We start from the raw sequence: 20,582 nt of genomic DNA on the forward strand, positions 1-20,582 counted from the left end.
AGGACTGCCAGCCTGACCAGGCGATCGGTGAACGGATCGATGGCAGCAGTGTGCTCTCTGCGCATCCATTCCTGCGCTGCAGATTCCGGATCCGATTCGGCGCGAAGATCGACCACGTCGAGGGAGTCGTCCATGTCGAGATCGAGCCACTGACGCGCAACCCCGTCCACCTCGACCAGGCGCAGATATCCGGAGCCGATCTCACGGCCGGTCTGTTTGCTGGCAGCGGTCAGCAGCTCGATGTCGAGTGGGCCGTCCACGTCCACGTACTGAGCGATGCTGACGGGAATCTCGGGTCGAAGCTGTTGTGCGACAAGCAGGGAAAGTTGCGCGGCAGAAAGAGGGAAGGTGAGTTCGTCGTCCGGACGAGCTGCGGAAACGATTCCTCGGTCGGGACTGCCATCCACACGAATCTCCCTCTTACAACTTGATCATGATGCAAACAGGTTTATGCGTCCGCTGGACGCTTCGAACTGATCGGGGCACTTCGAAAATGAGACGAATACTTTGGAAAGCTCGGGTGGAAACTGGCAAATCGCCCGCCGGAGATCACATCGTGACAATCAGCTGCGATGTTACCGATCAGTCAGCTTCCAGCAAATATTCATCAAACAACCATTTGGGACTATTGTCCTGAATATCATGGCTAAAACGGCCCTATATAACAAACCGAAGCGCCGGTACCCGACGAACGGGCACCGACGCTCCGGTGAAATGTATTCAGTTGATCGTGCCGAGGTTGCTTGTCAGACCGTGAAGCCGAGTGCGCGCAGTTGCTCGCGTCCGTCTTCGGTGATCTTGTCCGGTCCCCACGGCGGCAACCACACCCAGTTGATCTTCATGTCGGTACACAGATCGCTACGCACAAGTGCGCCGCGCGCCTGGTCCTCGATCACGTCGGTCAACGGGCACGCCGCCGACGTCAAAGTCATGTCGATCGTGACGACACCGTCGTCTTCGAAGAGTCCGTAGACCAAGCCGAGATCGACGACGTTGATTCCCAGTTCGGGATCGACGACGTCGCGCATCGCTTCTTCGAGTTCGTCGAGTCGCTCAGGCGACGGGACAGTGCCACTGCCCTGTGCGCCACCGAATTCCGCAGTGGAATCGGGATTCGGATTCACCGGAGCGCCGACCTCGGCGTCCTGCACTGGTTGTGTCTCGGTCATGATCCCTGTCCTTCAGTCGTGTCGACCAATTCACTGCTGCTGTCCGCCGTCGTCACAGCACTGCCGTCGACAATCTGGACTACAGCATCCTTGAATGCCATCCATCCGAGCAAGGCGCACTTCACGCGTGCCGGGTACTTCGAGACACCGACGAACGCGATGCCGTCGCCGAGAACGTCCTCGTCCCCCTCGACGGTGCCCCGACTGCTCACCATCTCGTTGAACGCCGTCACCGTCTTCAGTGCGTCGGTGACCTGCATCCCGATGACGAGGTCGTTGAGCACCGACGTCGACGCCTGGCTGATCGAACAACCCTGACCGTCGTACGAGACGTCGGAGACCGTTCCGTCCTCGGATATCTGGACGCGCAACGTCACCTCGTCGCCACACGTCGGGTTGACGTGGTGCACCTCGGCGCCGAACGGCTCACGGAGTCCGCGGCCGTGCGGATGTTTGTAGTGATCGAGGATCACTTCCTGATACATCTGCTCCATGCGCATGATTCAGTTCAACTCCCCTGCGACACCGAAAAATTCCTGCGCACGCTTGATCGCGGCAACGAGAACATCGATTTCCGCGGTGGTGTTGTAGAGCGCAAACGACGCACGGGCCGTCGCAGCGACACCGAACTTACGATGCAGCGGCCACGCACAATGGTGTCCGACGCGAATCGCGACGCCCTCGTCGTCGAGGATCTGTCCGAGGTCGTGGGCGTGAATACCGTCCACGACAAAGGAAATCGCTCCGCCGCGGTTCTCGGACGTCTGCGGTCCGATGATGCGCAGACCTTCGATCGCCGACAACTTTTCGAGAGCAGCCTCCACCAACACGTGCTCGTGCGCGGCGACTGCGTCCATCCCGAAGGTGTTCAGGTAATCCACGGCAGCGCCCAACCCGACCACCTGTGAGGTCATCGGTACGCCGGCTTCGAAACGCTGAGGCGGTGGCGCGTAAGTGCTGACCTCCATGGTGACCGTCTCGATCATCGAGCCACCGGTGATGAACGGAGGCATCGCTGCCAGCAGTTCACGACGGCCGTAGAGAACTCCGACCCCCGAAGGGCCGAGCATCTTGTGACCGGAGAACGCCGCGTAGTCCACTCCCAGTTCGTGGAAGTCGACCGCCATGTGAGGCACCGACTGGCACGCGTCGAGCACGACGAGCGCACCGACGGCGCGTGCTCGTCGCACCAATTCCTCGACGGGCGCGATCGCGCCGGTCACGTTGGACTGGTGGGTGAACGAAACGACCTTCACCGCGTCCGTCAGCTCCAGCGAATCGAGATCGATCCGGCCGTCGTCGGTGACGCCGTACCACTTGAGCGTCGCACCGGTTCGGCGCGCAAGTTCCTGCCAGGGAACGAGGTTGGCGTGGTGTTCGAGTTCGGTGATGACGATTTCGTCGCCAGGACCGACATGGCGGTCGAAGCGATCGTCACCGAGAACGTAGGTCACCAGATTGAGAGCCTCGGTGGCGTTCTTGGTGAACACCAACTCGTCCGAATCCGCACCCACGAAGGAAGCGATGGTGGCGCGAGCATTCTCGTACGCGTCAGTCGCCTCTTCTGCGAGCTGATGAGCACCCCGGTGTACTGCCGCGTTACACGTGGTCAGGAAGTCCCGTTCGGCATCGAGAACCTGGACCGGACGCTGTGAGGTAGCGCCGGAATCCAAGTACACCAAAGGTTTTCCGTCGCGCACGGTTCGCGCCAGGATCGGGAAGTCGGCCCGAACCGCTGTGACGTCGAGCTCGCGCACCGAGGTGGTCATCGTGATTACGCTCCCTGGGTAGCTGCGGTGTCCGCGGTGAAACGAACGTAGCCGTTGGTCTCGAGCTCGTCGGCCAGCTCCGGTCCACCGGACTCGACGATGCGGCCACCGACGAACACGTGAACGAAGTCGGGGTTGATGTAGCGCAGAATGCGCGTGTAGTGCGTGATCAGCAGAACGCCGCCGTTCTCGCGCTCCTTGTAGCGGTTGACGCCTTCCGAGACGGTGCGCAGAGCGTCGACGTCGAGGCCGGAGTCGGTCTCGTCGAGGATCGCGATCTTCGGCTTGAGCATGCCCAACTGCAGGATCTCGTGGCGCTTCTTCTCGCCACCGGAGAAACCTTCGTTGACCGAGCGCTCGATGAACGAGGGATCGATCTCGAGCTCGCTGAGGGCTTCCTTGACTTCCTTGACCCAGTGGCGCAGCTTGGGAGCCTCGCCTCGCACGGCCGTAGCGGCGGTGCGCAGGAAGTTGGACATGGAAACGCCGGGAACCTCGACGGGGTACTGCATGGCCAGGAAGAGCCCGGCACGCGCACGCTCGTCGACGCTCATTGCGAGGACGTCTTCACCGTTGAGGGTGATGGAGCCGGACGTGACCTGGTACTTGGGGTGACCGGCGATGGCGTACGACAGAGTCGACTTGCCGGAGCCGTTGGGGCCCATGATCGCGTGGGTCTCCCCCGAGCGGACCGTGAGGTCGACGCCCTTGAGGATCTGGATGGGCTCGGCGTTGGCATCGGAGTTGGCGACCTCGACGTGCAGGTCACGAACCTCGAGGACCGAGGTGGTGGTGTTGTCACTGGTAGACATGAAATTCCTTCAAGATGAGGCGGGCGAGCGTAGCGACGGGGTGGTGTCGCCGGCGGGGCGGTCAGGAGCCGACGGCTGCGAGTTCGGCTTCGACTGCGGCTTCGAGGCGATCGCGCACCTCGGGAACAGCGATCTTGTTGATGATTTCGTGGAAGAACCCACGTACGACCAGACGACGAGCCTGATCCTCCGGGATACCACGAGCACGCAGGTAGAACAGCTGCTCGTCGTCGAAACGTCCCGTTGCACTTGCGTGGCCGGCCCCGACGATCTCACCGGTTTCGATTTCGAGGTTCGGAACCGAGTCGGCGCGGGCGCCGTCGGTCAGCACCAGGTTGCGGTTGAGCTCGAACGTGTCGGTGCCCTCCGCTGCGGCGCGGATGAGAACGTCGCCGATCCACACGGTGTGCGCGTCGGGCTTGCCGGATCCGGGATCTCCCTGAAGCGCACCCTTGTAGACCACGTTGGACTTGCAGTTGGGCTGCGAATGGTCCACCAGCAGACGCTGTTCCAGATGCTGGCCGGCGTCGGCGAAGTACAGGCCGAGCAGTTCGGCGTCGCCGCCCGGTCCGTCGTACTTGACGGTGGCGGACAGGCGAACCAGATCGCCGCCCAGGCTGATCGAGGTGTACCGAAGCACTGCGTCGCGGTTCAGGCGAGCGTGGTGTGACGTCACGTGAACCGCGTCGTCCGCCCAGTCCTGGATGGCCACCACGGTCAGCTGCGAACTGTCACCGAGAACGAATTCGATGTTCTCCGCGAAGGTTCCGCTGCCGCGCTGGTCGATCACGAACGTCGCCTTGGCGAACTGCGCCAGACGAATCTGGGTGTGTCCGTAGGCGACGTTGTCGACTCCGGGGCCGGTCATGGTGACCACGACGGGCTTCTCGACCTCGACCTCGGCGCCAACCGAGATGACCGTTGCCGTCTCGAAGCTCGAATACGCCTGCGCTGCAATGCGATCAGCGGGAACGCCGGCTTTGCCCAGACGTGCGTCGTCACGGCCGACGGTCTCGACGGTGATGTCGCTTCCGCCGTCGACCTCGACGGTGACCTGTCCGTTGGCGACGGCGCTGCCGTCGTGCAATCCCCGGAGACGACGCAGCGGGGTGAACCGCCAGATCTCGTCACGTCCGCCGGGAACCTCGAAAGCATTGACGTCGAACGAGGAGAACTGCTCACCCTTGTTCGTGATGGGTGAGCCTGTGGCTGCACCCTTTACAGGAGCGGTCGGGTTCTCCCCGGCAACAGCTCCGATGACTCCGGTCTCTGGCGTGGTCACTAACCCACAGCCCCTTCCATCTGAAGTTCGATAAGGCGGTTGAGCTCGAGCGCGTACTCCATCGGGAGTTCCTTCGCGATGGGCTCGACGAATCCACGCACGATGGTGGCCATCGCCTCGTCCTCGGTCAGTCCGCGGCTCATCAGGTAGAAGAGCTGATCGTCACTGACCTTCGAAACGGTGGCCTCGTGACCCATGGTGACGTCGTCCTCGCGGATGTCGACGTACGGGTAGGTGTCGCTTCGGCTGATCTGGTCGACCAGCAGAGCGTCACACTTGACGGTCGACTTGGAGCCGTGGGCACCCTTGTTGACCTGCACCAGACCGCGGTACGACGCACGTCCACCACCACGGGCGACAGACTTGCTGATGATGGTCGAGGACGTGTGCGGCGCGAGGTGGAGCATCTTGGCGCCGGTGTCCTGGTGCTGGCCCTCGCCGGAGAACGCAACGGAGAGAACCTCACCGCGGGCGTACTCGCCCATCAGCCACACGGCCGGGTACTTCATGGTGACCTTGGAGCCGATGTTGCCGTCGACCCACTCCATGGATCCGCCGGCCTCGACCTTGGTGCGCTTGGTCACCAGGTTGTAGACGTTGTTGGACCAGTTCTGGATGGTCGTGTAGCGGCAGTGGCCGCCCTTCTTCACGATGATCTCGACGACGGCCGAGTGCAGTGAATCGGACTTGTAGATCGGCGCGGTGCAACCCTCGACATAGTGCACGGAGGCATCTTCGTCGACGATGATCAGGGTGCGCTCGAACTGACCCATGTTCTCGGTGTTGATGCGGAAGTACGCCTGCAACGGGATGTCCACGTGGACTCCCGGCGGAACGTAGATGAACGAGCCACCGGACCACACGGCGGTGTTCAGCGCGGAGAACTTGTTGTCGCCGGCCGGGATGACCGATCCGAAGTACTCCTTGAACAGCTCCGGGTGCTGCTTGAGACCGGTGTCCGTGTCGAGGAAGATGACGCCCTGCTCCTCGAGGTCCTCACGGATCGAGTGGTAGACGACCTCGGACTCGTACTGAGCTGCGACGCCGGCAACGAGGCGCTGCTTCTCCGCCTCGGGGATGCCGAGCTTGTCGTACGTGTTCTTGATGTCCTCGGGCAGGTCTTCCCACGACTCGGCCTGCTTCTCGCTGGACCGGACGAAGTACTTGATGTTGTCGAAGTGGATGCCTTCGAGGTCGGAGCCCCAGTTCGGCATCGGCTTCTTGTCGAAGGTGCGCAGCGCCTTGAGGCGGATGTCGAGCATCCACTCGGGCTCGCTCTTCTTGGCGGAGATGTCCCGCACGACAGCCTCGGACAACCCGCGCTGCGCGCTGGCTCCGGCTTCGTCGGAATCGGACCAGCCGTAGCCGTAATGACCGAGGGACGCGATGGTCTCTTCCTGCGTGAGCGGCTCGGTGCCTGCTGCCGCAGTGGTAGTCGCCTGGTCTGATGTGACGGTCATGCGAGCTCCTTCCGGAGTCTTGTTTCTTGACGGCTGCTCGGGTTCAGCGAGGGCTGGTCGCTGTGGTCGAGCAGTTCTGACTTTGAAGAACTAGCTGAAAAATCTCTATTCGAACGCTGCACGGTGGCAACGCTCCGTAGAACACTCTGGTCCGGTCATCTACTCCCGGTGGACACGAGGGGCACGTGCGTCGTGCAGGCGCAGTCACCGTTGGCGATGGTCGCCAGACGCTGAACATGAGTCCCGAGCAATTGCCGGAATGCTTGCTGCTCTGCCTCGCACAGTTCCGGAAACTCTTCTGCCACATGGGAAACCGGGCAATGGTGTTGGCAGATCTGCACGCCGTTACCGACCGGCCGGGTCGACGCTGCGAACCCCACCGCGTTGAAGGCTTCGGCGATTGCGTCCGCTGTCGCCTCGACGTTGTCGACATCTGTCGGATCAGCCGGTTCGACGTCTCCGACGATCGCCTGGACCCGGCGCTTGGCGAACTCCTCGATTGCCGCGTCTCCGCCGATTTCACGGAGTTGCCGCATCGCGGCTCCCGCCAGATCGTCGTAGGTGTGGCCGAGGCGGCCGCGACCGGTCGCGGTGATCTGGAACTGCTTGGCGGGACGACCTCGTCCACGCTGACGCAGCGACGACGCCGAAGCGGTACGGGCTTCGCCCGACTCGATCAACGCATCCAAGTGACGTCGGACACCTGCGGCACTCAAACCGAGGCGCGTGCCGATTTCGGAGGCGGTAATGGGGCCTTCTTCGAGTAGCAGCTTGACCACTGCCGCTCGCGTCTGACCTTCGACGCTCACTGTCACCGGATTTGCGGCAGCACTCGGCGAGGCCGCTACAGTGGGCTGACCTGCAACTTCCTTGCTTCGTGGGTCTGACGCATTTCTTTTCACAACACAAGTGTGACGGAATTCTTTTCGCAGGTCTACTAAGGGCAACCTGCATTACATTCGGGAATATCCGGACAACGTACGTTGTTTGTGCTTGTCTGTCCGGCTGGATGGAGCCGCTACGCTGCCTGGTGTGCCGCAGACCCCCGAGAAGACGACGACCGCCCGATCGGCGCGCGCGATCCTGCTGGAAAAACCCAAGGCACTCGCGCTTTCCACAATCGGCGTTCGACCTTTCGGATCCGCTCCCCGGCAGAGTATGGCCGCGGTGCTGCACGGCGACGAGGACGAGCGCCCTGGCCTGAACGCGAAGGAAACCGCACAACTGCGAGGGATTCGCCGATTCGGCGCAACCGGCGCGGTCTTGATGGCAGTCGGAGCGCTCGGCGCCGGCGCACAACCCGTCCTGCAGAATCCGACCGCAGGACTTCGAGTCCTCAGCCTTCCCGGACGTATGCCGACGGTCTCACTCACCATGACGATGACCGGAACCGTGCTCGTCGTTCTGGCCTGGCTGATGATGGGCCGATTTGCAGTCGGGGACATACGCAGCCGTTCCGGCGCACCGCGGCGCATGACCCGTTCCCAGTTGGACCGCACACTCCTGCTGTGGATCCTGCCGCTCTCGGTCGCACCGCCGATGTTCAGCCGCGACGTCTACTCGTATCTGGCTCAAAGCGAAATCGCGGCCCGTGGACTCGATCCGTACGCCATCGGCCCCAAGGCGGCACTGGGCGTCGACCACGTTCTCACCCGCACGGTTCCGACGATCTGGCGCGACACCCCGGCTCCGTACGGACCGTTCTTCCTGTGGCTGGGACGCGGGATCAGCTCACTGACCGGCGACAACATCGTGGCCGGAATCTTCTTGCACCGCTTGCTCGCATTGGCCGGCGTCGCGCTCATCGTGTGGGCGATACCGCGACTGGCCAAGCGATGCGGTGTCTCTGCCGTCAGTTCGCTCTGGCTCGGTGCCGCGAACCCGCTGTTGCTCTTCCACTTGGTGGCCGGCATCCACAACGAAGCGCTCATGCTCGGGTTGATGCTCGCCGGAATCGAGATCGCCCTCCGCGCAGTCGAAGGGTCCGGGCCCATCCGTGGGCGAGCGCTGTTCTATCTCGTTGCGGGATCAGGTTTGATCGCGTTGTCGTCGACCGTCAAAATTCCGTCCTTGCTTGCGCTGGGATTTGTCGGCATGGCCTTGGCTCGGCGTTGGGGTGGAACCTGGAAAGCCCTGGCGGGAGCCGCGATTCTCCTGGGCATCGTTGCCGCTGTCGTCACGTTTGTCATCAGCGTGGCCAGTGGGCTCGGTATGGGTTGGATCAACACCCTCGACACCGCCACGGCAGTCCGGAGTTGGATGTCCATCCCGACGCTCCTGGGCGTCGGCACGGGATTGGCAGGCGTACTGCTCGGACTCGGCGATCACACGACGGCGATCCTCACGATCACGCGGCCCATCGCTACTCTCGTCGCCATGCTCGTCACCGCACGGATGATGATCTCGGTCTACATGGGCCGCATCCATCCGGTCGGCGGACTCGGCATCGCGCTCGGCGCGATCGTTCTCCTGTTCCCCGTCGTTCAGCCGTGGTACCTGCTATGGGCGATCCTTCCGTTGGCGGCGTGGGCCACCGCGCCGATTTTCCGCATCCCTGCCGTCGTCTTCACCTCGATCGTCAGCGTCATGTTGATGTCCAACGGCGCCGAATACCTTCCGTTCATGATCGTGCAGGCCGTCATCGCGACCATCCTCACCGCCGGAACGCTCATCGTCTTCACCCGCAATTCACTCCCCTGGCGTAGCGACAAGCCAGTAGCGGAGATCACGAAAGGCGGACCGGTAGACGAAGACAACTCGGCGGGGGCTTACGCTGATTCCCCGTGACCTCGAGAGCCTCCAGATCGTCGACGCCGGCGGTACAGATCCAGGGTGTCGTCAAGTCCTTCGACGGTGTTCGAGCCGTCGACGGTATCGATCTCACTGTCGAGACGGCCCAGGTCGTTGCCCTGCTCGGCCCCAACGGAGCCGGTAAGACGACCACCGTCGAAATGTGCGAAGGTTTTGTCACCCCCGATGCCGGCACGGTTCGAGTGCTCGGTCTCGACCCCATCGCCGACTCCGGTGAAGTCCGCTCGCGAATCGGCGTCATGCTGCAGGGCGGCGGCGCGTACCCCGGGTCCAAGGCCGGGGAAATGCTCGACCTCGTGGCCGCATACTCGGCCGACCCGCTCGATCCCGCCTGGCTCCTTTCCAAACTCGGCCTCACCGATGCGCGCAAGACCCCGTACCGCCGCCTCTCCGGAGGCCAGCAGCAACGACTGTCACTGGCGTGCGCGCTGGTCGGCCGTCCCGAATTGGTATTTCTGGACGAACCCACCGCCGGCCTCGACGCTCAGGCACGTCTACTCGTGTGGGAACTCATCGACGCTCTGCGACGCGACGGCGTGAGCGTCCTGCTCACCACACACCTCATGGACGAGGCCGAAGCGCTCGCCGACGAACTGGTCATCATCGACCACGGCAAGATCGTCGCGTCGGGAACTCCGGCGGAGGTCACCAGCAAGGGCGCCGAAGGACAACTCCGTCTGACGACGGTTCCCGGTTTGAGCCTAGATTCGCTGGCCGGTTCGCTCGCCGGGTTCCGCATCGAGGAATCCAACCCCGGCACCTATGTCGTCGAAGGTGCAATCGATCCGGCAACCGTGGCGACTGTCGCAACGTGGTGTGCCGATCAGGACGTGCTGATCAACGACATTCGCGTCGATCAACGGAGTCTGGAAGACGTCTTCCTCGAATTGACGGGCCGGGAACTGAGGGGATGACGGAGATCAAGGTCATGAACGAAACAGCGTCGAACGGCCAGAGCAGTCCCATCAGCGTTGCCAGAGACCGGCGGCTCGCCGAGAACCGCTTCGAGCCAGGCACCTTCTCGCCGGATCCCCGCCCCAATTCGGCGGCCAAGATGCTGGCGGCGCAGACCAAACTGGAGTTGACTCTTCTGCTCCGCAACGGTGAGCAATTGCTGCTCACCATGTTCATCCCGATCACCCTGCTCATCGGACTGTGTCTACTTCCGATCGGCGATTTGGGCGATTCTCGGGTCGATACCGTGCTCCCTGGTGTCATGATGGTTGCCGTGATGTCGACGGCGTTCACCGGACAGGCCATCGCCGTCGGATTCGACCGCCGATACGGCGCGCTCAAGCGACTCGGTGCAACGCCGCTACCGCGGTGGGGAATCATCGCAGGCAAGAGCGCTGCCGTCATCATCGTCGTGGCTCTGCAGTCACTCTTGCTCGGCGCTATCGGTTTGGCGTTGGGATGGCGTCCGTCATTCGTCGAACTTGTACTCGGCGCAGTGGTCATTGCCATCGGTACTGTCACATTTGCAGCGCTTGGCCTACTGCTCGGCGGTACTTTGCGAGCAGAGATCGTTCTCGCTCTCGCCAACATCCTGTGGTTCATCATGGTGGGCATCGGCAGTGTGGTCTTCGCCAGTGGTGAACTCCCGACCGCCGTCCACACGCTGGTCCGCATTGTTCCGTCCGGCGCTCTCGCACACGCACTCGAAGCGGCCCTCGACACCTCGATGGACTGGTTCTCGATTCTCGTACTTCTCATCTGGGCCGCAGTGGCCGGAGTCTGCGCAGCAAGGTGGTTCAAGTTCACGTGAGTACACGACGGACAGCTCAGATCGTCGGCTGTGTGGCCGCAACAGTCATGTTGTGTGCCGGACCCGCAACGGCGACCCCTTCGGTGTCCGGTCCCCTCGCACCTGCAAATCCGCACCTCGGTCCCGTCGGTACTTCCACCATGCACGGTGACGCGGGCTCGTCCGACGTCACGCCGCTGCCCGGTCCAGGAACCGGCCCACACGAGGTGACAGCTTTCCCGATGATGGCCGCCTGCCCGACGGTCCTCCAGGGTTCCGACGGCATGATCGTCTCGCTCTGCACGACGATGATCGGCCAGATCCCGACCATCCATTTGATCGATCCGAAGGCCGACGCCACGCCGTTGGGTAGATCCGTAGCACAACTGGCGCTCGCGAAGGGCAGTCTGCTCGGCGGCGTCTACGCCTACCTCGACAACGAGAACCGTCTCGTCGCCGTCGATGGAAACCGTCAACTGGTCCGCATTTCCCATGCGCAGAATCCGGACGGCAGTTGGCGGCTGGAACTCGCGGATGTCATCGATCTCAGTGGTGCGGTTGCCGCCGACGACAACGTCACCGGCCTCGCTCCGGACTGGGACGGCAATGTCTGGTTCGCCACCGGGCACGGCACCGTCGGGTATGTCGGCGCGGATCGAATCGCGCACAGCATTGCACTCCCCGAAGGTGAACAGGTGCAGAACAGCATCTCCACCTCCCCGACGGGCACTGCCGTCGCAACTACCCACGCGCTCTACCAACTGAAGCGAAATGGCGACGAGGTCGTCATCGACTGGCGTCAGCCGTACGACCGCGGGCCGGCCCGTAATCCGGGTCAGCTCAGCTGGGGAACCGGATCGACGCCGACATACTTCGGCCCGTCGACGGGCAGCGATTTCTTGACCATCGTCGACAACGCCCACCCGACAGTGAGCTTGCATGTCTATCGCGCTGACACGGGCGCCGAGGTGTGCACGCAGCCGGTGTTGTCCGCTGCCAGCCAGGACGGCTCACCGAGCGGCAGCGAGAACTCCCCCGTCGGCATCGGTCATTCCGTCTACGTCGCCGGCACTTACGGATACCCGTACCCCACGACTCCTGAAGGTGCCGGTCCAGCGGTCCCCGCCACGGCACCCTTCAACGGCGGAATGACCCGCGTCGACATCGATCCGGTCGGCTGCCATGTCGTGTGGGACAACACGATTCGTAGCTCCGCGGTACCTCACCTCTCGACGGCTGACGGCTCGATTTACACGGTGACACGGGACGGTGCTCCGAACACCTCTCCGCTGGACGGTTACTCCTTCGCGGTGATCGACTCGAAGGACGGGTCGCAGATCGGTTCGACTCCGCTGCCGTCGACGATCCTCAACGACACCCTTCAGATGTCTGCACTCATCACCGAGTCGGGCGAGTACTTCCAGGGAACGATCTCGGGAATCGTGCGCGTTCGCGCGAACTGACGCGAGCTGCCCCCACGGCTGCGCAGTTCTGGTCTCGACGAGTCGGGGCAGGCGCGGAGCGAGCTGGCCCCAACGACGCGGGGCAGGCGCGGAGCGAGCTGGCCCCAACGACACTGTGTAGTTGATGGGGAACTACGATCGTTGGCGTGGTGAATCGTGTGTATGCCGGATTTTTACGCTTGGTGGATCGACTACCTCTCCCCTCGCTGAAAACGCAGAAAATCATCGCGTTCATCGTGATCCTGACGCAGGGCGGCATCGCTGTCACCGGCGCGGTGGTGCGCGTGACGGACTCGGGACTCGGTTGCCCGACGTGGCCGCAGTGCTTCCCCGGTAGCTTCGTCCCGGTCGGCCACGGACAGGTCGCGGTGATTCACCAAGCCGTCGAGTTCGGCAACCGCCTGCTGACCTTCCTGGTCGTCATCGTCGCCGCTGCGATCGTGCTTGCGGTGACTCGCGCTCGCCGACGCAAAGAGGTGCTTGTCTACGCCTGGATGATGCCGCTCGGCACTGTCGTTCAGGCAGTGATCGGCGGTATCACCGTCCTCACAGGCTTGCTGTGGTGGACGGTCGCCATTCACCTGGTTGCGTCGATGCTGATGGTCTGGGTTGCCACGGTGATGTACGCGAAGATCGCGGAACCCGACGAAGCAACAACTCTGGTCGTGATGCCGAAGCCGTTGCGCTGGCTTACCGCGCTGTCAGGTGTCGCGCTCGCCGGCGTTTTGGTCGCTGGAACTCTCGTAACGGGCGCAGGCCCGCACGCCGGCGACAAGGGACTGGACCGGACGGTGCCTCGCCTGGAGATCGAGATCGTGACGCTCGTCCATCTGCACTCACAGCTTCTGGTCGGATATCTCGCGCTGGTCGTGGGTCTGACCTTCGGCCTGTATGCGGTCGGGACATCCGCAGCCGTGAAGATCCGTCTGAAGGTCCTGCTGGGACTGATCCTCGCGCAGTCGCTCATCGGTGTCGTGCAGTACTTCACCGATGTGCCGGAAGTTCTGGTGATCATGCACGTCGCCGGTGCAGGACTGTGCACGGCTGCGACCGCAGCAGTTTGGGCTGCGGGTAAGACCCGCCAGTACACGCCGACCAATTCGCCGATACCAGCTGTCTGACGCTTCAAGACACGTGTGGGGCGTAGGAACACCAAAAGGTGTTCCTACGCCCCACACGTCATTTCAGGATTCGTTGCGAGCTTTCGGGAACCGAGTCTGGTTGGCGACCCAGCCGGCCATCTTCTTGAAATGGCCTTCCTGCGGGGTGACGATGCTCGTCAGTTCGCGCTCCCACTCGGCGACGGTGACGTTGTCGAAGGACGCGACGACCGCGTTCGCCGTGGCGAGGTCCTCGACGACCTGATCACCGAGGATGCCGTCGGCACCTACGAGGGTGATGCGAACGCCGGCCAGGCCGACCGGCTGGATGACGGCGCTGGCGGAGCCGCCGTGCTCGGCGACGAACTTGGTGATGGCGTTCACCGTGGACTTCGGCAGTTCCGGCGCGGACGGGGTGGCGTCCGACTTCTCGGTATCGGTGCTCATGACTCGACAATACTGGTCGGTAGCCCGGAAGCGACACCAGGCATGGACTGAGCGTCGGCCGCCTCGGGTGTAGAACAGAAACCATGCGAGCCATCTACGTGACCGAGACCGGCGGACCAGAGGTTCTGACTCTGACCGAACAACCCGAACCGACGCCAGGCCCAGGCGATCTACTCGTCAAGACCGAAGCGATCGGCATCAATTTCATCGACACGTACTTCCGAATGGGCCAGTACAAGCGTCCGCTCCCCTACATTCCCGGCGACGAGGGCAGCGGTGTCGTCGAAGCTGTCGGCTCCGACGTCTCCGAATTCTCCGTGGGCGACCGGGTCGCGTGGGCCGCTGCCACTGGCAGCTATGCCGAGAAGGTGGCTATTCCCGCCGCAGTCGCCGTGAAAGTGCCTGACGGCGTCCCGGCATCGGCCGCAGCGTCGGCGCTCCTGCAGGGGATGACAGCGCACTACCTCGCGAAGTCGACGTATCCGATCCAGAGCGGCGACACCGTGCTCGTGCACGCAGGCGCGGGCGGCGTCGGGTTGATCCTGACGCAGATGGCCGTCAGCCTCGGGGCGAAGGTCATCACGACTGTGTCATCGGATGCAAAAGAAGAACTCTCGCGTGGCGCCGGTGCCTCGGAGGTCCTGCGGTACGAGGAGGACATCGCAGCGCGAGTCCGGGAGTTGACCGGCGGCGAAGGAGTAGCGGCGGCATACGCCGGCGTCGGCGCGACAACTTTTGATTCGAGCTTGGCTTCCGTGCGCATCCGCGGCACGGTCGCTTTGTTCGGTGCGGCCAGTGGACCGGTTCCGCCTGTCGATCCGCAGCGGCTCAATTCGTCGGGTTCGCTGTTCCTGACGCGTCCGACGCTCGCGCATCACATTCGCACTCGAGAGGAACTGACCTGGCGTGCCGGCGATGTCTTCGACGCCATTGCGGACGGGAAACTCGATATTCGCGTCGGCGCCGAGTATTCCCTCGCCGATGCGGCAACAGCGCATCGGGATCTGGAAGGTCGAGCAACGACCGGGTCGATCGTTCTGATCCCCTAGCGAAGTGCTGTGCGCCTTTATTAACCGCCCGCGGTTAATAAAGGCGCACAGCAGAATCAGCTCAGCATGTCGCTGATCGTCTGGAGTCCGAGAACCGAGTCGACGGCGAGGCCGACGAACACGATCGCAAGATAGTTGTTGGACTGCAGGAACAAGCGTAGCGGTTTGACCTGAGCACCACCGCGAACGCTGCGGTACAGCTGATGTGCCATGAGCAGGAACCACGCACCGGCAACGATGGTGATGGCGGCGTAGATGACTCCCGATGCGGGCACGAGGACAAGCGTCGTGACGACCATTGCCCAGCTGTAGAACAGAATCTGCTTGGTGACGTGCTCTTCGGTGGCGATCACCGGAAGCATGGGAACACCGGCAGCTTTGTAGTCCTCTTTGTATCGCATCGCCAGCGCCCAGGTATGCGGCGGCGTCCAGAAGAAGATGATCAGGAACAGCACGACGGGCTGCCAGCTCAGCGACCCGGTGACAGCGGCCCAGCCCACGAGGACGGGCATACATCCGGCTGCGCCACCCCAGATGACGTTCTGCCAGGTACGACGCTTGAGAACCATCGTGTAGATGAGGACGTAGAACGCGATCGTGATCACGACGAGGATGCCGGCCAAGAGGTTGGCTCGCCACCACAGCCACAGGAACGACGCGAGTCCGAGAAGGAGCCCGAAGACGAGCGCGTTGCGCGTCGGCACCGCCTCGCGGGCCAGCGGACGCTTCGCCGTGCGCTTCATGACCTTGTCGATGTCGGCGTCGACAACGCAGTTGAGCGAGTTCGCACTCGCCGCGCCCATCCAGCCACCGAAGAGGGTGCTGAGGATCAGAACGATGTCGACCGTTCCGCGATCGGCCAGCAGCATTGCCGGAATGGTTGCCACCAACAGCAATTCGATCACTCGCGGCTTCGTGAGCGCGATATAAGCCAGAACCTTGCCCGTTGCGCGACCCCACACCGTATCGGTATTGGTCGCCCGCGGAGCGGCACCTGGGCTGCCGAAGCCATGTCCGCTCGGCTGTTGCCCTGTCCGCACGTTCTCTCCTTGCACCACGCGTTACCGCACTAACTCTTCACGACACACTGCTGACACTGTTCTCTACTACGAACGATGGTAGACCGCAGCCATTGAGGAACCGAATCGACCCGGACAGCCAGGACCATTAGGCTGGGTTACGCAGTGGAGGGACACCCCACCCTCGCAATCCACGTACACCATGTCAGGAGACATCTGCCAGTGTCGATCACAGACGAGATCCACGTCCTCACGCAACCCGTCCACCCCTCGGACTGGACCGACCTGGACACCAAGGCTGTCGATACCGCCCGCGTGCTCGCCGCCGACGCGGTTCAGAAGGTCGGCAACGGCCATCCCGGAACTGCAATGAGCTTGGCGCCGTTGGCATACACCCTCTTCCAGCGCGTCATGCGCCACGATCCTTCGGATGCAGAATGGGTCGGCCGTGACCGCTTCGTTCTCTCCTGTGGCCATTCATCCTTGACGCTGTACACCCAGCTCTACCTGTCGGGCTACGGTCTCGAGCTCGCTGACCTCGAAGCTCTCCGCACGTGGGGCGCACTGACCCCCGGCCACCCCGAGGTCGGCCACACCGTCGGCGTCGAGATGACCACCGGTCCGCTGGGCCAGGGCCTTGCGTCCGCAGTCGGTATGGCGATGGCTGCGCGTCGTGAGCGTGGGTTGTTCGATCCGGAGACCCCGGTCGGCTCCTCCCCCTTCGACCATCACATCTACGTGATCGCGTCCGACGGTGACATCGAAGAAGGCGTCACGTCCGAGGCCTCGTCGCTCGCCGGTGTCCAGGAACTGGGCAACCTCATCGTCTTCTACGACGACAACAAGATCTCCATCGAGCACGACACCACCATCGCTCTCGGCGAAGACGTCGGAAAGCGATACGAGGCATACGGCTGGCACGTTCAGCACGTCGAAGGTGGCGAGAACGTCTCCGGCATCCTCGACGCGGTTGCCGCGGCCAAGGCCGTCGTCGATCGTCCGTCCATCATCTTGCTCCGCACCATCATCGGTTTTCCGGCTCCGAAGAAGATGAACACCGGCGACGTCCACGGCTCCGCTCTCGGTGCCGACGAAGTTGCAGCGGTCAAGGAAGCCCTCGGCTTCGATCCGGCCAAGTCCTTCGACGTCGACGCCGACGCTCTGGCTCACGCCCGTGAGGTCGTCTCCCGCGGCGCCGACGCACGCAAGGCATGGCAGGTCGAGTTCGACGCGTGGGCTGCACGTGAGACCGAGCGCAAGGAACTCTTCGACCGCCTGTTCGCCGGTGAGTTCCCCGCCGGCTGGGCCGACGCTCTCCCGACCTACGAGGCCGACGCCAAGGGCGTTGCGACTCGCAAGGCCTCCGGTTCGGCGCTCAACGCGCTCGGACCGATCCTGCCCGAGCTGTGGGGCGGCTCCGCCGACCTCGCCGGCAGCAACAACACCACCATCAAGGGCGCAGATTCGTTCGGCCCGTTCTCCATCTCCACAAACGACTGGAATGCGCAGCCTTACGGCCGCACGCTCCACTTCGGCATCCGCGAGCACGCGATGGGCTCGATCCTCAACGGCATCGCGCTTCACGGACCCACCCGCCCGTACGGCGGAACCTTCATGGTCTTCTCCGACTACATGCGTCCGGCGGTTCGCCTGGCCGCACTGATGAAGACTGCCGTCACCTACGTCTGGACCCACGACTCCATCGGTCTCGGCGAAGACGGCCCGACTCACCAGCCGGTCGAGCACCTCGCTGCTCTTCGTGCGATCCCGAACCTCGCCGTCGTCCGCCCGGGCGACGCCAACGAGACCTCGTTCGCGTGGCAGGCAGCACTCGAGAACAAGACAGGACCGACCGCTCTGGCACTCACCCGCCAGGACATCCCGGTTCTCGAAGGCACCAAGGAGAAGGCTGCCGAGGGCGTCAAGCGCGGCGCGTACGTCCTCGTCGACGCAGCCAACGGTTCGCCCGAGGTCATCTTGCTGGCCACCGGTTCCGAACTGCATCTGGCCACCGAGGCTCGCGAAACCCTCGAAGCTCAGGGCGTCGCAACCCGCGTCGTTTCCGTGCCGTGCCTCGACTGGTTCCTCGAGCAGGATCAGGCGTACCGCGACGAGGTCATTCCGCCCGCCGTGCGCGCGCGTGTGTCCGTCGAAGCCGGCATCGCGATGCCGTGGTGGCGCATCCTCGGCGACGCCGGTCAGGCCGTCTCGCTCGAGCACTACGGCGCTTCCGCCGATTACAAGACCTTGTTCCGGGAGTTCGGCATCACTGCCGACGCGACTGTCGAAGCCGCGCAGCGCTCCCTCGCAGCTGTGAAGGGATGATCTCGATGACACAGAACGTGAATACCGAAAAGCTCTCCGCTGCAGGCGTTTCCATCTGGCTCGACGACCTCTCGCGGGATCGCATCCAGTCCGGCAACCTGCAGAACCTCATCGACACGAAGTCGATCGTGGGTGTCACGACCAACCCGTCGATCTTCCAGGCGGCACTGTCCAAGGGATCGGCGTACGACGCTCAGGTCCGTGAGCTCGCACAGCGCGGCGCCGATGTCGACGCCACCATCACCGCGGTGACCACCGACGACGTGCGTGCTGCGTGCGACATCCTGGCTCCGCAGTTCGAGGCGTCGAACGGCGTCGACGGCCGCGTGTCCATCGAAGTCGATCCTCGCCTGGCACACGACACCGACGCCACCGTCGCGCAGGCGATCGAGCTGCACAAGATCGTCGATCGTCCGAACGTCCTGATCAAGATCCCCGCGACGCTGGCAGGCATTCCCGCCATCGCCAAGGTGATCGGTGAGGGCATCAGCGTCAACGTCACCTTGATCTTCTCGGTCGAGCGCTACGAGGCAGTCATGGGCGCATACCTGGAAGGTCTGGACACCGCCAAGGCTGCCGGCCGCGACATCTCGTCCATCGAGTCGGTCGCCTCGTTCTTCGTCTCCCGCGTGGATTCCGAGATCGACAACCGCCTCACGGCAATCGGCACGCCGGAAGCCCTCGAGCTTCGTGGCAAGGCTGCACTCGCAAACGCACGTCTGGCGTACAACGCGTACCAGCAGATCTTCGAGGTGCAGCCGCGCTTCCAGGCTCTTCTGTCCGACGGCGCCAAGGCTCAGCGTCCGCTGTGGGCGTCGACCGGCGTGAAGAACCCGGATTACCCCGACACTCTCTACGTCACCGAGTTGGTTGCGCCGAACACGGTCAACACCATGCCGGAGAAGACGCTCGACGCTCTCGCCGACCACGGCGAGATCACCGGCGACACGATCTCGGGCACCGCTCAGGAGTCACAGGCGGTCTTCGATCAGCTCGCTGCAGTCGGCATCGATCTTGCGGACGTGTTCAAGGTCCTCGAGACAGAGGGCGTCGACAAGTTCGAGGTGTCCTGGAACGAGTTGCTCGACGCAACCGCCGAGCAGCTCCGCGCAGCAACCCAGAAGAGCTGAGCCTGTGAGCGATTCCGCGGCGGCATCAGATTGGGTGAATCCCCTTCGGGACAGCACCGACAAACGGCTTCCGCACATTGCGGGGCCCTGCGCCCTGGTGATTTTCGGTGTTACCGGCGACCTTGCCAGGCGCAAGCTCATGCCCGCCATCTACGACCTCGCCAACCGTGGACTGTTGCCGCCCGGATTCGCTCTGGTCGGGTTCGCCCGGCGTGACTGGACGGACGAGGACTTCACGAACGTCGTCCTCGAAGCAGTCAAGGACGGCGCTCGCACCAAGTTCCGTCAGGACGTCTGGGAGAGGCTCGCCGAAGGTATCCGGTTCGTGGAGGGCAGTTTCGACGAGGCCGAGGCCTTCCAGAACCTGTCCGACACGTTGGCCACGCTCGACAACGAACGTGGTATCGGCGGCAATCACGGTTTCTACCTTGCGATTCCGCCCAACGCGTTTCCTCAGGTGCTCGAGCAACTGTCGGCGTCGGGCCTCGCGCAGGCCGAGGACGGTCAGTGGCGACGAGTCGTCATCGAGAAGCCGTTCGGCCACGACCTCGAGAGCGCTCGCGAACTGAACGCCGTCGTCAACAAGGTGTTCCCCGAGGACACGGTCTTCCGTATCGACCACTACCTCGGTAAGGAAACCGTCCAGAACATTCTGGCTCTGCGCTTCGCGAACCAGTTGTTCGATCCGATCTGGAACGCGCACTACGTCGACCACGTTCAGATCACGATGGCCGAGGACATCGGCCTCGGTGGACGCGCGGGGTACTACGACGGCATCGGCGCGGCCCGTGACGTGATCCAGAACCACCTGCTGCAGTTGCTCGCGTTCACGGCGATGGAAGAACCCATCAGCTTCGAGCCGCTCAATCTGCAGGCGGAGAAGATCAAGGTCCTCTCGGCTACTCGCCTTGCCGAGCCCCTCGACGAGACCACCGCCCGCGGCCAGTACGCGGGCGGCTGGCAGGGTGGGCTGCCGGTGGTCGGGCTCCTCGAAGAAGACGG

At 63.4% G+C, this 20,582-nt stretch carries 19 protein-coding genes; 9 read left to right on the forward strand and 10 right to left on the reverse strand.

The window, feature by feature from the left end:
• The 8 genes from A2J01_RS32385 to A2J01_RS32420 form a co-directional block, all read right to left on the reverse strand.
• On the reverse strand, positions 1 to 407 hold a 407-nt coding region (locus tag A2J01_RS32385; protein WP_156519473.1), incomplete at its 3' end, for a hypothetical protein.
• A gap of 339 nt (positions 408 to 746) precedes the next feature.
• Entirely contained in the window at positions 747 to 1,169 is a 423-nt protein-coding gene (locus A2J01_RS32390; RefSeq protein ID WP_003944963.1) for a metal-sulfur cluster assembly factor, read from the reverse strand.
• Positions 1,166 to 1,669 carry a Fe-S cluster assembly sulfur transfer protein SufU gene (gene sufU, locus A2J01_RS32395; RefSeq protein WP_003944894.1) on the reverse strand — a complete coding sequence of 168 codons (504 nt, stop codon included), beginning with the start codon at positions 1,667 to 1,669 and terminating at the stop codon, positions 1,166 to 1,168. Before sufU ends, A2J01_RS32390 begins: the two co-directional genes overlap by 4 nt.
• A gap of 3 nt (positions 1,670 to 1,672) precedes the next feature.
• Positions 1,673 to 2,938: a cysteine desulfurase gene (locus tag A2J01_RS32400; protein ID WP_003944865.1), complete on the reverse strand. Its 1,266-nt coding sequence runs from the start codon at positions 2,936 to 2,938 to the stop codon at positions 1,673 to 1,675.
• A 5-nt stretch (positions 2,939 to 2,943) separates the two neighbouring features.
• Positions 2,944 to 3,750 (reverse strand): Fe-S cluster assembly ATPase SufC, encoded by an 807-nt coding sequence (sufC, locus tag A2J01_RS32405; RefSeq protein WP_003944795.1) that lies wholly within the window; start codon positions 3,748 to 3,750, stop codon positions 2,944 to 2,946.
• Between the two features lie 61 nt (positions 3,751 to 3,811).
• The gene (sufD, locus tag A2J01_RS32410) at positions 3,812 to 5,032 is read right to left on the reverse strand and encodes a Fe-S cluster assembly protein SufD (protein ID WP_003945011.1); all 1,221 of its coding nucleotides are present in this window, start codon (positions 5,030 to 5,032) and stop codon (positions 3,812 to 3,814) included.
• Complete coding sequence (gene sufB / locus A2J01_RS32415) at positions 5,032 to 6,492, reverse strand: Fe-S cluster assembly protein SufB (protein ID WP_003944799.1); 1,461 nt, start codon at positions 6,490 to 6,492, stop codon at positions 5,032 to 5,034. The genes sufD and sufB overlap by 1 nt, the downstream gene beginning before the upstream one ends.
• 155 nt (positions 6,493 to 6,647) lie before the next feature.
• On the reverse strand, positions 6,648 to 7,394 hold the full coding sequence (locus tag A2J01_RS32420; protein ID WP_269455348.1) for a helix-turn-helix transcriptional regulator: 747 nt from the start codon (positions 7,392 to 7,394) through the stop codon (positions 6,648 to 6,650).
• A 130-nt stretch (positions 7,395 to 7,524) separates the two neighbouring features.
• Between A2J01_RS32420 and mptB the strand changes: the two genes are divergently transcribed.
• The 5 genes from mptB to A2J01_RS32445 all read left to right on the forward strand — a co-directional run bounded on the left by mptB (position 7,525) and on the right by A2J01_RS32445 (position 13,631).
• On the forward strand, positions 7,525 to 9,279 hold the full coding sequence (mptB, locus tag A2J01_RS32425) for a polyprenol phosphomannose-dependent alpha 1,6 mannosyltransferase MptB (RefSeq protein ID WP_003944776.1): 1,755 nt from the start codon (positions 7,525 to 7,527) through the stop codon (positions 9,277 to 9,279).
• Positions 9,276 to 10,217, forward strand: coding sequence for an ABC transporter ATP-binding protein (locus tag A2J01_RS32430; RefSeq protein WP_007727917.1), 942 nt, complete (start codon positions 9,276 to 9,278; stop codon positions 10,215 to 10,217). The genes mptB and A2J01_RS32430 overlap by 4 nt, the downstream gene beginning before the upstream one ends.
• A gap of 14 nt (positions 10,218 to 10,231) precedes the next feature.
• Complete coding sequence (locus A2J01_RS32435; protein WP_371684328.1) at positions 10,232 to 11,068, forward strand: ABC transporter permease; 837 nt, start codon at positions 10,232 to 10,234, stop codon at positions 11,066 to 11,068.
• Between the two features lie 47 nt (positions 11,069 to 11,115).
• Positions 11,116 to 12,510 (forward strand): hypothetical protein, encoded by a 1,395-nt coding sequence (locus A2J01_RS32440; protein WP_231916191.1) that lies wholly within the window; start codon positions 11,116 to 11,118, stop codon positions 12,508 to 12,510.
• Between the two features lie 146 nt (positions 12,511 to 12,656).
• Positions 12,657 to 13,631 carry a COX15/CtaA family protein gene (locus A2J01_RS32445; RefSeq protein WP_021332987.1) on the forward strand — a complete coding sequence of 325 codons (975 nt, stop codon included), beginning with the start codon at positions 12,657 to 12,659 and terminating at the stop codon, positions 13,629 to 13,631.
• A 63-nt stretch (positions 13,632 to 13,694) separates the two neighbouring features.
• On the opposite strand, the gene A2J01_RS32450 is transcribed toward A2J01_RS32445, so the two are convergent.
• On the reverse strand, positions 13,695 to 14,057 hold the full coding sequence (locus A2J01_RS32450; protein WP_003945032.1) for a hypothetical protein: 363 nt from the start codon (positions 14,055 to 14,057) through the stop codon (positions 13,695 to 13,697).
• 83 nt (positions 14,058 to 14,140) lie between these two features.
• Between A2J01_RS32450 and A2J01_RS32455 the strand changes: the two genes are divergently transcribed.
• A complete protein-coding gene (locus A2J01_RS32455; protein ID WP_064114348.1) occupies positions 14,141 to 15,106 on the forward strand; it encodes a quinone oxidoreductase family protein in 966 nt (321 codons plus the stop codon).
• A gap of 56 nt (positions 15,107 to 15,162) precedes the next feature.
• Here the strand turns inward: A2J01_RS32455 and A2J01_RS32460 are convergent, their stop codons facing one another.
• Positions 15,163 to 16,146 carry a heme o synthase gene (locus A2J01_RS32460; RefSeq protein ID WP_003944994.1) on the reverse strand — a complete coding sequence of 328 codons (984 nt, stop codon included), beginning with the start codon at positions 16,144 to 16,146 and terminating at the stop codon, positions 15,163 to 15,165.
• Between the two features lie 201 nt (positions 16,147 to 16,347).
• Here A2J01_RS32460 and tkt point away from each other — a divergent pair, with 201 nt between their 5' ends.
• The 3 genes from tkt to zwf form a co-directional block, all read left to right on the forward strand.
• On the forward strand, positions 16,348 to 18,450 hold the full coding sequence (tkt, locus tag A2J01_RS32465; protein WP_003944976.1) for a transketolase: 2,103 nt from the start codon (positions 16,348 to 16,350) through the stop codon (positions 18,448 to 18,450).
• Between the two features lie 5 nt (positions 18,451 to 18,455).
• Complete coding sequence (tal, locus tag A2J01_RS32470; protein ID WP_064114350.1) at positions 18,456 to 19,580, forward strand: transaldolase; 1,125 nt, start codon at positions 18,456 to 18,458, stop codon at positions 19,578 to 19,580.
• 4 nt (positions 19,581 to 19,584) lie between these two features.
• Positions 19,585 to 20,582, forward strand: a 998-nt coding sequence (gene zwf, locus A2J01_RS32475; protein ID WP_064114349.1) for a glucose-6-phosphate dehydrogenase, incomplete at its 3' end; no start/stop codon positions are given.

This window comes from Rhodococcus sp. EPR-134 (genome assembly GCF_001647205.1).
Lineage (GTDB): Bacteria > Actinomycetota > Actinomycetes > Mycobacteriales > Mycobacteriaceae > Rhodococcus_F > Rhodococcus_F qingshengii.